11 protein-coding genes are annotated in these 11,496 nt (G+C 49.5%); 4 read left to right on the top strand and 7 right to left on the bottom strand.

Annotated features, from left to right (window positions below; translation table 11 throughout):
- Positions 1–375 (top strand): DNA adenine methylase (locus ACTHS4_RS03385; protein ID WP_440365499.1); only part of this gene is annotated, 375 nt, incomplete at its 5' end.
- A gap of 421 nt (positions 376–796) precedes the next feature.
- Here the strand turns inward: ACTHS4_RS03385 and ACTHS4_RS03380 are convergent.
- The 7 genes from ACTHS4_RS03380 to ACTHS4_RS03350 form a co-directional block, all read right to left on the bottom strand.
- A complete protein-coding gene (locus ACTHS4_RS03380) occupies positions 797–2,140 on the bottom strand; it encodes an aldehyde dehydrogenase family protein (RefSeq protein WP_070826088.1) in 1,344 nt (447 codons plus the stop codon).
- 79 nt (positions 2,141–2,219) lie between these two features.
- Entirely contained in the window at positions 2,220–2,879 is a 660-nt protein-coding gene (locus tag ACTHS4_RS03375; RefSeq protein ID WP_101755077.1) for a MarC family protein, read from the bottom strand.
- A 1-nt stretch (position 2,880) separates the two neighbouring features.
- A complete protein-coding gene (gene rodA, locus ACTHS4_RS03370; RefSeq protein ID WP_371460163.1) occupies positions 2,881–4,032 on the bottom strand; it encodes a rod shape-determining protein RodA in 1,152 nt (383 codons plus the stop codon).
- Positions 4,025–6,073 (bottom strand): penicillin-binding protein 2, encoded by a 2,049-nt coding sequence (gene mrdA / locus ACTHS4_RS03365; RefSeq protein ID WP_440365498.1) that lies wholly within the window; start codon positions 6,071–6,073, stop codon positions 4,025–4,027. The genes rodA and mrdA overlap by 8 nt, the downstream gene beginning before the upstream one ends.
- A gap of 4 nt (positions 6,074–6,077) precedes the next feature.
- Complete coding sequence (mreD, locus tag ACTHS4_RS03360) at positions 6,078–6,578, bottom strand: rod shape-determining protein MreD (RefSeq protein WP_063075403.1); 501 nt, start codon at positions 6,576–6,578, stop codon at positions 6,078–6,080.
- A 4-nt stretch (positions 6,579–6,582) separates the two neighbouring features.
- Positions 6,583–7,425 carry a rod shape-determining protein MreC gene (mreC, locus tag ACTHS4_RS03355; protein ID WP_070826091.1) on the bottom strand — a complete coding sequence of 281 codons (843 nt, stop codon included), beginning with the start codon at positions 7,423–7,425 and terminating at the stop codon, positions 6,583–6,585.
- A gap of 11 nt (positions 7,426–7,436) precedes the next feature.
- A complete protein-coding gene (locus ACTHS4_RS03350) occupies positions 7,437–8,474 on the bottom strand; it encodes a rod shape-determining protein (protein ID WP_039862245.1) in 1,038 nt (345 codons plus the stop codon).
- A gap of 224 nt (positions 8,475–8,698) precedes the next feature.
- Here ACTHS4_RS03350 and gatC point away from each other — a divergent pair, with 224 nt between their 5' ends.
- The 3 genes from gatC to ACTHS4_RS03335 all read left to right on the top strand — a co-directional run bounded on the left by gatC (position 8,699) and on the right by ACTHS4_RS03335 (position 11,479).
- A complete protein-coding gene (gene gatC, locus ACTHS4_RS03345; protein ID WP_003685110.1) occupies positions 8,699–8,989 on the top strand; it encodes an Asp-tRNA(Asn)/Glu-tRNA(Gln) amidotransferase subunit GatC in 291 nt (96 codons plus the stop codon).
- 150 nt (positions 8,990–9,139) lie between these two features.
- On the top strand, positions 9,140–10,588 hold the full coding sequence (gene gatA / locus ACTHS4_RS03340; RefSeq protein ID WP_070826092.1) for an Asp-tRNA(Asn)/Glu-tRNA(Gln) amidotransferase subunit GatA: 1,449 nt from the start codon (positions 9,140–9,142) through the stop codon (positions 10,586–10,588).
- Positions 10,589–10,603: 15 nt separating this feature from the next.
- Positions 10,604–11,479 (top strand): VirK/YbjX family protein, encoded by an 876-nt coding sequence (locus ACTHS4_RS03335; protein ID WP_070826093.1) that lies wholly within the window; start codon positions 10,604–10,606, stop codon positions 11,477–11,479.
- Positions 11,480–11,496 lie beyond the last annotated feature (17 nt).

Below are 11,496 nucleotides of genomic sequence, written 5' to 3'. Positions count from 1 at the left end.
CAACACCATTTCGACGAGTTCGTCCGTCAGTTCGAGTGGACGCTGACCAGCCGCGAAACATTCGCCTGCCTGCAAAACACGCCGCCCGAATGCATGACAGATATTCAACGTGCCGCTCGTTTCTTCTACCTTCAACACAACGCCTTCGGTGGCAAAACCGTCCATCAGCATTTTGGTACAGCTACCACGTCAAAAGCATGGGATGCATCTCAGATTGAGGTTAAATTAAAGGCTGCTAAAGACCGTTTAAAAGGTGTTTATATAGAGAATGAATCATGGGATCGTTGCTTCAAGCGATATGACCGTGAGCACACCTTCTTCTATGCAGACCCACCATATTGGCAGACCGCAGGCTATGACCAATCATTTGGCTGAGAGCAGTATGAATTACTGGCCAAGGTAATGGCAGAGAGTAAGGGTAAGGTCATGCTATCCATTAATGACCACCCTGATATCAGGGAATTGTTTAAAGATTTCCGTATCACTCAACTTGAATTGGCTTATACGGTCGGAAGAAATAAAACTGGTAAAGCCAGTGGAGAATTGGTCGTATGTAATTGGTAAAATAAAAAGCGACGGTAGCGTCGCTTTTCTTATTTCTCATCATCCGATATAGTGCAAAAGCTGTCGAAACTTTCGCGGAGCCTAGAGTGCAAAAGTTACTGCAACAAAGTGCAAAAGCCGGCGGCGGCTTACAATTGGTATGGGTTTTAAATACAACATTTATGCCAGTCTTTAAAAAAACATCAGGCCGTCTGAAATTGGGTTTTCAGACGGCCTGAGTTAATGAAACGGTTTATTTTTGCCAATAGGTTTTGACGTTGACGAACTCGTACAGTCCGAATTCTGATAGTTCGCGTCCATAGCCGGAAGCTTTGACGCCGCCAAAGGGAAGGCGCAGGTCACTGCTGGTGTGGCGGTTGATAAAGACAGAGCCTGCTTGGATTTTTTCGGCGTATTTCCATGCATTTGCCGTGTCGGCTGTGTAGATACAGGCGCCGAGGCCGAAAGGTGTGTCGTTGGCAAGTGCAACGGCATGATCCGGATTGTCGGCGCGTAAGATCATGGCGACCGGGCCGAAGACTTCTTCGTGCCAAACGCGGCAGTTTGGGTTGATTTGATCCAATACCGTGGCAGGGTAAAACCAGCTTTCTCCTTCAGGGATATAGCCACCGCTCAAGCATTGCGCGCCGTGTGCAACTGCATCTTGAACCTGCTCGTGCACGTTTTGGCGCAGGTCTTGGCGGTGAAGTGGGGCAAGGGTGGTGTTCGGGTCTTTGGGGTTGCCGGTTTGCAGCTTGGCGCACTCGGCAAGGAAAAGCGGGATAAACTGTTCGGCAATATCTTGGGTAACAACGATGCGTTTGGCGGCGTTGCAGGATTGCCCGGCATCACGGAAACGAGAATAGCAGGCATCGATGGCTGCGCGTTGCAGATCGGCGTCGGGCAGGATGATAAACGGATTGCTGCCGCCCAGTTCAAGGACGGTTTTTTTCAGATGTCTGCCTGCATGTGCGGCCAGCAAGCGGCCGGTATGGGTCGAACCGGTAAATGCCATGGCATCGGTATCTTCAATGGCTTTAAGCGTGTCTTCATGGCTTAACCATGCGCCGATAAGCGGCAAACCTTTTGGAACAAGACCGAAGAGGGTTTCGCTGACGCGGGCGACACTGGGCGCAGGTTTGACTGCACAAGCATTGCCTGCACAAAGGGCAGGGATGGCAAATCGTAAAATCTGCCAAACAGGATAATTCCACGGCATGACCGCCAAAACAACACCCAAAGGCTCGAAACGGACTTGGCTGAGACTGGCTTGGGTGGCGATGGTTTTATGGGCTAGCAGTTCGGGCGCGAGGCGGACGTAGTAGCGGATAAGCTCGATGGATTTGCTGATTTCGGCACGACATTCGTGCAGGCAACGGCCGACTTCTTCGCAAACCATTTCGGCGAGGCGTTCTTGGTTTTGGGTGAGGCTATCGGCAAATTGCTGTAAGAGGGCGGTGCGCTCGATAATGCTTGATTGTGCGAAGGTTTGCTGAATGGCTTGGAGGCGGTTTAATTCGTCGGTGAACTCGGTATAGCTTTGCGCCGGTCGGCGGTAAATGGTTTCTCCGGTGAAGACATGGGTGCTGTGAAACATGGTTGGCTCCTTTATTTTTATGTTTTTATGAGGCCGTCTGAAAATGTTTCAGACGGCCTTTTATTGTGATGATTGTACTTCAAGCGACCAGTTGGGGGAAAATGGATTTTAAGCCGGCAACAATAATCTCTACGGAAATGGCGGCAAGCATCATGCCCATGATACGGTTGAGGATGGTCAGGCCGGTCGTGCCCAAGCGTTTGCTGATGCGTCCGGCAACGATCAGGATGAGATAGCAAATCAGGCTGACCAGAAAGCCGGAGATGATAATTAGGGCAATATCGCTGTAATTTTTGGCGGCAGAGGAGTAAATAATGACGGTAGAGATACCGCCGGGGCCGATGGTAATCGGAATGGCAATGGGTACGACGGCAATGGCTTTTTCATTGCGGCGGACTTGTTGCGCACTTTGATGTTCTTCTGAATGGGGATCAATTTTGGGTTTGGCAGGATTATCGTTGCCGTTCATTAAGGATATGGCAATCAGCAAAACCAGAATACCGCCGCCGACTTGGAAAGAGCCCACGCTGATACCGAGTACTTTCAACAAGATACCGCCGCCCAGCGCAAAGACGACAATCACGATGAAAACGGCTAGTGCGGCAGTACGCGCAATTCTGCGTTTTTCTTTGGTGCTGTGGTCTTGCGTCAGGTCAAGATAAATCGAGAGTGCGCTGAAGGGGTTGATCAGTACAAGAAGTGCAACGAGAAGTTTGCCGATTTCTACACCTAATTCCATATTATTCCTTGCTTGAAGTCAGGTCGTCGTTGTCTATATTACGACGGCGGAGGTTTTTGTGTTCATTGGCAATACCCATCAACAGGGCTAGTACCACCATGATGGAAAGTGTAGCTGTACCGCCGTAGCTGACCAGGGGAAGGGGGACGCCGACAACGGGCAAAATACCGCTGACCATGCCCATGTTTACAAAGGCATAGCAGAAAAAGGTCATGGTCAACGCGCCTGCCAGAGTACGGCTGTAAAGGGATTGCGCTTGCGCGGCAATCCACAATCCGCGTGCCAGAATGATAAGGTAAACCAGCAGTAAAAGGATATTGCCAATCAGGCCGAACTCTTCGCCGAATACCGCGAAAATAAAGTCAGTCGTTGATTCGGGAATATAGTCCAAATGGGTTTGCGTACCGTTTAGCCAGCCTTTACCCCATACACCACCCGAGCCGATGGCAATCATGGATTGGATGATGTGGTAGCCTGCTCCTAACGGATCTTTGGTTGGGTCGAGCAGGGTGAGGACGCGGGTTTTCTGATAGTCGTGCATGCCGTAATTCCACAAGAGCGGCAAAGCGGCCACAAAGGCAATAATAGCAGCAAAAATGGCCTTCCAAGGCAATCCGGCAAAGAAGATGACAAAAATACCCGAAGCCATAATCAGCGCGGCTGTACCGAGGTCGGGCTGCTTCAAAATCAGGGCGACAGGAACAAGAATCAGCACGAGGGCAACAATATAATGTATCCATTTCAGACGGCCTTCATAGCGTTGGAAATACCACGCGACAGTCATGGGAATACCGATTTTCATGATTTCGGAAGGTTGGATACGGGTAAAGCCGAGGCTCAACCAACGGGTCGAGCCGTTGACGGTGACGCCGGCAACTTCGACGCCAATCAGCAGTAATACGCCGACAATGTAAACAGGCAGGGCAATTTTGGCAGCCATTTGCGGCTTGAATACGGCGATAATCCATAAAAGGGTAAAGCCCAAAACGGTATGGATGGTTTTGTTTTCCAATTGGCCGAACTCTTGCCCGTCTGCAGAATAGAGCAGGAATAGGCTCATGATGTAGATGGCGAGCATGGCAAAAAACAGCCAAGGGTCAATCGGGGCTGTAATGGTGGATTTGAATGTTTTCCACGCTGATGTGTTATTCATGATGAACCTCCGGCTGTGAGGCAGGGCTTGTCGGCGTCAGTCCGTAGGCAGATTGGAAAATGCTGGTAATAGGCTGATGTTTGTCCGTTGTTTCAGTTTTGGCCGAATCTGATTCAAGGCCGTCTGAAAACTGTTTCGGCTTGACGTGAAGCATATAAAAATCAGTCATTTCACGGGCCAATGGCGCGGCATACGCACCCCAGCCGCCGTTTTCCAAAATAACGGCAATGGCGATTTCAGGTTTTTCCAATGGCGCAAACGAGATAAACCATGCGTGGTCGCGGTGTTGTTCGCGCAGGGCTGCGGCATTGTAGCGTCCGCCCTGTTTGATTTGTACGACCTGGGCCGTACCTGTTTTACCGCCCATCGTATAGGCGAGTCCGCCACCGATACGGTGTGCCGTACCGCCCGGTTTCAATACCTTTTCCATTGCGCGTTTGACGTATTCGAAGTTGTCGGCTTTAAACGGAATTTGACGCTCGGGATTGGGGTTGATACGGGTAATTTTGCGCGCGCCGAAATCCAATACTTCTTTGACCAAATGCGGCTGATAAACGACACCGTCATTGGCCAGAGAAGCTGTCGCATGTGCCATTTGCAAAGGCGTGTAGGCATTGTAGCCTTGGCCGATACTGACGGAAACCATTTCGCCGGCGCGCCATTCTTTGGCGGTCGGGTCGGAAGATTTGGCAAAGCGTTTGGCTTTCCATTCGCGGCTAGGCAAAACGCCTGCGTATTCGCTGGGAAGGTCAATGCCGGTTTTTTGGCCGAAACCGAATTGCGCCAGATACGGAGCGGCTTTATCGATACCCATTTCGTAACCCAAGTGGTAGAAGAAGGTATCTGAAGATACTTGAATGGCTTTGCTCAAGTTTGCCGAGCCGTGGCCGCTGCGGACAGAGTCGCGGAAAATATGGCGGCTGCCGGGTATGCTCCATGCGCCGGGAGCGGGGACGATGGTGTTTTGAGTGATTTTGCCGCTTTCCAACAAGGCCATGCCCATAAAGGGTTTGAATGTAGAACCCGGCGGATAAAGGCCTTGGGTAACGCGGTTGATCAAAGGCTTTTTCCAATCGTCATTCAGCATTTTCCAAGTGTCGCTGTCGATGCCGTCAATAAAGAGGTTGGGATCAAAGGAAGGTTTGGAAACAAAAGCCAAAACAGTACCGTCTTGCGGATTGATGGCTACCAATGCGCCACGGCGGTCGCCCAAGATTCGGTCGGCTTCCTGCTGCATACGGATATCCATGCCTAGGCGCAAGGTTTGCCCCATTTTGGACGGGACATTTTTCAATACACGGACGATGTTGCCGTAAGCGTCTTTTTCGACTTCCTGATAGCCTGGAATACCATGAAGCTGGTGTTCGTAATATTTTTCCAAGCCGGATTTGCCGATATGTGTACTGCCGCGATAGAGGGCAGTCAGGCCTTCTTCTTCCAGCATTTCTTTGTCTTTATCGCTAATACGGCCGATATATCCTAAGAAGTGGGAAGTCAGCTTGCCGTAAGGATATTCGCGGAATGTGCGTGAGTTGACCTCTACGCCTTTGAATTCGCGCAGATGTACGGACAAGCGTGCAGTCTCTTCATCGGTCAGCCTGAGCTTGAGCGGGATATTTTCAAATTTTCGATAGCTTTCGCGGTATTTTTTGAAGCGTTTTAAATCTGTCGGCGTAATATCGACGTATTTTTTCAATGCTTCAATGACATCTTCCATCTTGCCTTCAATGCGGCTGGGAATAACTTCGAGCGAAAAGACAGGATAGTTTTTGGCCAAAGGAACGCCGTTGATATCGACGATTTCGCCGCGTACGGGCGGCGTTGGAATCAGGGTAATACGGTTGCTTGACGCTTGACCGGAAAACTCGTTGTGTTGAGTCACTTGCAGGTAGAAGAACCGCGCCAGCAAAATGGAAAAGAAGATAACAATCAGGATAAACGCAACGAGCAGGCGCAATAAAGCATCGGCTTGTGCTGCCTGAGCGGAAGGTTTTTTGGTATGTTGACCACCGGAAAGACGGCGTGGAAGAATCGGTTTCATCTTTTCAGTGGGAGCGGTAAATACGGGTCACAATCAGCATCAACTGGCTGAGTATCGGCCAAAGCAGTGCGCCGACAAATGGGGCAACAAAGCCTTGCAAAGTGATGACCTGATGATTAAGGAACAAACGGGCAACAGTTAAGACGGCCTGATTGAGAAGCAGCGCAGCCAATACAGCGGCCAATTGCATAATGTGGCCGTAAAGCATGATTTGGCGGCGGCGGTTTAAAATGAAATAAGTCATCACGACGTAAGACAGGGCGTGCAAGCCTAAAGTAGCGGCGGTTGCTGCATCGACAATCAGACCGATGGCAAAAGCCAGTCCCATGCCTGCACGTTGCGGCTGGTGCAATGTCCAATATAGCAACATCAGTGCCGTCATTTCAGGCAGCCAAAAGAATCCGTCAAAGGAAAACGGCATAAAGTCCAGTATCATCATCACAATGAGACTGGCCGCCATGATGTGCAGCGGTACTGCACGGTAAGAATCGTCAAAATCGTTCATGAAATCAGCGTGGGGAAGAAGGGGCGGAAGAAAGTACCAAGACAAAACGGCTGCTGCGTAAAGCGGCCAAAGGCGTCAGTTGCGTATCGTAATAAGGTGTTCCCGATGCGCGGACAACCTTGCTGACGGTTGCAACGGGAATCCCCGCCGGATAAGTACCGTCCAAACCGGAAGTCAGCAGAATATCGCCGGGTTTCAAGTCTGAGCCGGTTGGGAAATAGCGCAAATCCAAACCGTTGCCATTGCCGTATGCCAAATTGCGTTCACCGGTGCGGCTGACGGCTACGGGGACAATGCTTTGTCCGCTTGAGATCAGTTCAATTTCCGCACTTTGTGTGTGAACTTGTGTCAACAGGCCAATCAAACCGCTTTGATCGATGACTGCATCGCCAACTTTCAAACCGTCTTGGCTGCCCTTGCCGATAATCAGTCTTTCGGAAAGCGGATCTTTGCCATTGGAAATGACTTCCGCACCTATAACGTTGTGAATGCCTTTTTGTTGTAAACCGTACAGTTTTTTCAATTCGCGCAATTCATCGGTATTGACTTTATCTCGCTGCAAATCGATTTTCAGACGGCCATTTTCTTCCAGAAGCTGGCGGTTTTGTTCCAAGAGCTCGGATTTGGACTGGGAGAGGTCGGCAAAATATTGATAAAGTTGAACAGGTTGATTCGCCAGCCATTGAACAGGGTAGAGCATGGGCATTACTGCCGCACGCACCGGCTGCATCAATGAAAAGCGGTAATCGGCCACCATCAGGTCGGCAGCCAGAGCGATATAAACGACAAAACGAGGCAACAGCTTAGGGCCTTTTGCCTCGTCAAAGCGCAAAGAAGAGCGTTCCATAACCATCTACCTTATGGGTTTTCCGTAAATACGGTATCCCATTTGCCGATATAGTCCAAAGCCTTACCGGCACCATAGGCGACGCAGTTCAGAGGCTGGTCGGCAATACCGACGGGCAGGCCGGTTGCATCGGCCAAGACGGTATCGATACCGTGCAGAAGCGCGCCGCCGCCGGTCAGCATAATGCCGCGGTCGGCGATGTCGCCGGCCAGTTCGGGCGGAGCCTGTTCCAAAGCCAGACGAACGGCACGGATGATTTGATTTACCGTTTCACTCAATGCTTCACGGATCTCATTTGAAGTAACCGCCAAGGATTTAGGCGTACCTTCGGCCAGGTCGCGGCCTTTAATGCGCATGGCTGTTTCGGTTTCAAAACCAGAGGCCGAGCCGATTTGTTTCTTCAATTCTTCTGCCGTAGCTTCGCCAATCAAGACACCGCGATGGCGGCGCAGGTAATGGATGATACTTTTATCGAATTCATCACCGGCTGCGCGGACGGAAGCAGAATAGGCCATGCCGCCCAGTGAAAGAATGCCGATTTCGGTCGTACCGCCGCCAATATCGACAATCATCGAACCTGCCGCATCTTCAATCGGCAAGCCCGCGCCCAAAGCGGCGGCCATCGGTTCTTCAATCAAATGCACGCTTGCCGCGCCGGCAGCAAACGCAGAATCCAAAATCGCTTTACGTTCCACTTGGGTAGAGCCGCCAGGAACACAGATAACCACACGAGGCGGAACCAAAGACCGTCCTTCGGTGGCTTTTTTAATCAACATACCCAGCATACGCTCGGTAATCACAAAATCAGCAATTACACCGTCCCTCATCGGGCGGACGATTTCAATATTGCGCGGCGCACGGCCCTGCATTTTTTTGGCTTCCGTACCCACCGCCATAATTTTACTTTTATTGCCTGCGCCGGATTGAATCGCAACCATGGACGGCTCATCCAAAACAATCCCTTTGCCGCGTACAAAAATCAGCGTGTTGGCCGTGCCCAAGTCGATGGCAATATCATTGGAGAGGAAACGAGATAAAAGACGAAACATAGGATTCCTGAAATTCCGGCCCAGCCCGGATGTGTTTAGCATTATTTAAAATAAGAAAAACAGGTACACGGTTTTAGACGGATAAATGCCCCCTTAAAAGGCCGTCTGAATTAAAACACCATGCCAACCTGTTTGGTTTTCGGTTATAATTCTTCGCTTCATAGAAGACAAAATGCAATGATACCCCAAACCCAAGGTGCATTGCTATCAGACAAGGATTTTTTATGGCTTTAAGCTTAAATGATGTGGAAAAAATCGCAAAACTCTCGCGCCTCACTTTAACGGACGAAGAAAAAAACAAAACGCTTGCCGAGTTGAACGACATTTTCGCCATGGTTGAAAACATGCAAAGCGTCAATACCGACGGCATCGAACCCATGGCGCATCCGCACGAAGCCGCTTTGCGCCTGCGCGAAGATAAAGTGACTGAAACCGATCATGCCGCCGAATATCAGGCTGTTGCCCCAGAAGTGCGCAACCGACTGTATATCGTTCCTCAAGTGATTGAAGAATAAGGTTTCAGACGGCCTTTGCTTATCGGCAAGCCCCTATTGCAAGGCCGTCTGAAAGGATATTCTGTTCAGACGGCCCGATTTATTGATTTAAACGGATGTTTTCAATATCTGTTTTGAAAGCAAAAACTGTTTTATAGAAAGTACGGCACAATGACCGCTTACACGCTCAAACAAGCCAGCAGCCTGCTGCAATCCAAACAAATTTCCGCAGTCGAATTGGCGACCGAATATTTGGCCGCTATTGCTGCGAAAAACCCTGCCATCAACGGCTACGTTACCATCGATCAAGATAAGACCCTTGCTGAAGCTAAAGCAGCCGATGCGCGTATCGCAGCCGGCAATGCAACGGCTTTGACCGGTGTGCCGGTTGCTTACAAAGATATTTTCTGCCAAACAGGTTGGCGCAGTGCATGCAGCTCCAAAATGTTGGATAACTTTGTTTCTCCTTATACTGCTACTGTGGTGCAAAACTTGTTGGATGCCGGCATGGTTACTCTTGGCCGTACCAATATGGACGAATTTGCCATGGGTTCGACCAATGAGACTTCATTCTACGGCGCAACCAAAAACCCGTGGAATCTTGAACATGTTCCCGGCGGTTCATCAGGCGGTTCGGCTGCTGTAATTGCGGCGCGTTTGGCACCGGCTGCCTTGGGTTCGGATACCGGCGGTTCTATCCGTCAACCTGCGTCGCATTGCGGTATTACCGGTATCAAGCCGACTTATGGTACGGTTTCACGCTTTGGTATGGTTGCCTATGCTTCCAGCTTTGACCAAGCCGGCCCTATGGCGCAAACGGCCGAAGACTGTGCGATTTTGTTGAACGCCATGGCCAGCTTTGACGAGCGCGATTCCACCAGTTTGGAGCGCGACAAAGAAGACTACACCCGTGATTTGGACAAGCCGCTCAAAGGTTTGAAAATCGGTTTGCCTAAAGAATATTTCGGCGAAGGCGCAGATGCCGATGTTCAGACGGCCTTACAAAGCGTTATCGATTTGCTCAAAGCCCAAGGCGCAGAGACTGTTGAAGTTTCCCTGCCGCAAACATCATTGTCGATTCCTGCTTATTACGTTCTCGCCTCTGCGGAAGCAAGTACCAACTTGTCCCGTTTCGACGGCGTACGTTATGGCCATCGTGCAGCGCAATTCGGCGATTTGGAAGAAATGTACAGCAACACCCGTGCCGAAGGTTTCGGCAGCGAGGTCAAACGCCGTATCATGATCGGTACTTATGTATTGAGTCATGGTTACTACGATGCGTACTACTTGAAAGCGCAAAAACTGCGTCACCTTGTAGCCAATGATTTTCAGACGGCCTTTGGTCAATGTGATTTCATTCTGGCGCCGACTGCGCCGACTGCCGCGCCGAAACTCGGCAGCGACATCCACGACCCTGTACAAATGTACTTGTCCGATATTTACACCATCGCCGTGAACCTTGCCGGTTTGCCCGCATTGACTCTGCCAGCCGGTTTCAGCGCAAACGGCCTGCCGATTGGTGTGCAATTTATCGGCAACTATTTCTCCGAAGCCAAAATTTTGGGTGCCGCACATCAGGTTCAATTGAACAGCGATTGGCACACTAAAGCGCCGGAATAAGGGTAGGGAGTCTATATGCCTGAAAAGTTTTCTTTTCCGGGATTTAAAACTGTTTATCAGAATGCTCCAAAGTTTAAAACGCAACATTTAAAATTTACATTGCGGACATTGTGGTATCGTAAAGAAATTAAGGCATTTGAGCAGTTTGTAAATGCTTCAGAAATATGCCAAAGTTTTTTTAGTCAAATGCCCCAAGATGCCTATCCTTTGATACATGAGTTTGTTGATAAGAAACTTGGTGGTCAAGATAGGCTAAAAATTATGCAGTCAGATTTTGAGGCTGCAGAAAAGCTGTTTGGAAAAGAAAGAGTAATGGGTATGAAAACCCGTTCCTTTTATATTGTTTTGGCAAAACCTTCAGACGGCCTTGAGATTTGGCTTAACCGAAATGACAATTGCGTCGATGAGGGAATGTGGTCTCTTTCTTTACGAGAAAGCAATGGAAGACGTCTGTATATGACAACATTCGCCTTTGTAAATAATATGCTGCTTGCAGCTTCCCTTCAGGGGCCAGCAGGAGAAGAGGCGAAAGATACTGTACGGGGTTTAACTAAGAAGCTACATGGATTGCGCCCTCAGCAACTGATGGTGCATGCATTGCAATATTTTGCTATTGCATTAAAGCTGGATGGTGTGATTGGTATCACACAAGATAGGCAAGTTAAGCTACGTTGGCGCTTGAAGAAACGTGTCAAAATGAACTATGACCAATTTTGGCAGGAGCATGGTGCTCAAAAGGGTGTTGATGGATTATGGCATCTTCCAAAAGAGCCGGTGCGTAAAGATTTTGAGGAAATTGAAAGCAAAAAACGGTCCATGTATCGTAAGCGTTATCAGATGTTAGATGAAATCGAAGAGCAAATAAGAAATGGTTTAGCTCCTATAAAATAAACTATCATCTGATGAAT

Origin of the sequence: Neisseria sp. P0014.S009, from assembly GCF_051958155.1 — a bacterium.
In the GTDB taxonomy this organism is placed as follows: Bacteria; Pseudomonadota; Gammaproteobacteria; order Burkholderiales; family Neisseriaceae; genus Neisseria; species Neisseria flavescens_C.
The sequence above is the reverse complement of the archived record's forward strand: the minus strand, read 5'-3'. Positions and strand labels throughout refer to the sequence as shown.

Bases quoted from the DNA above. Each gene is read 5' to 3' on its own strand.
- ACTHS4_RS03380 (WP_070826088.1), bottom strand. From the start codon at position 2,140: ATGTTTCACAGCACCCATGTCTTCACCGGAGAAACCATTTACCGCCGA.
- ACTHS4_RS03375 (WP_101755077.1), bottom strand. From the start codon at position 2,879: ATGGAATTAGGTGTAGAAATCGGCAAACTTCTCGTTGCACTTCTTGTA.
- rodA (WP_371460163.1), bottom strand. From the start codon at position 4,032: ATGAATAACACATCAGCGTGGAAAACATTCAAATCCACCATTACAGCC.
- mrdA (WP_440365498.1), bottom strand. From the start codon at position 6,073: ATGAAACCGATTCTTCCACGCCGTCTTTCCGGTGGTCAACATACCAAA.
- mreD (WP_063075403.1), bottom strand. From the start codon at position 6,578: ATGAACGATTTTGACGATTCTTACCGTGCAGTACCGCTGCACATCATG.
- mreC (WP_070826091.1), bottom strand. From the start codon at position 7,425: ATGGAACGCTCTTCTTTGCGCTTTGACGAGGCAAAAGGCCCTAAGCTG.
- ACTHS4_RS03350 (WP_039862245.1), bottom strand. From the start codon at position 8,474: ATGTTTCGTCTTTTATCTCGTTTCCTCTCCAATGATATTGCCATCGAC.
- gatC (WP_003685110.1), top strand. From the start codon at position 8,699: ATGGCTTTAAGCTTAAATGATGTGGAAAAAATCGCAAAACTCTCGCGC.
- gatA (WP_070826092.1), top strand. From the start codon at position 9,140: ATGACCGCTTACACGCTCAAACAAGCCAGCAGCCTGCTGCAATCCAAA.
- ACTHS4_RS03335 (WP_070826093.1), top strand. From the start codon at position 10,604: ATGCCTGAAAAGTTTTCTTTTCCGGGATTTAAAACTGTTTATCAGAAT.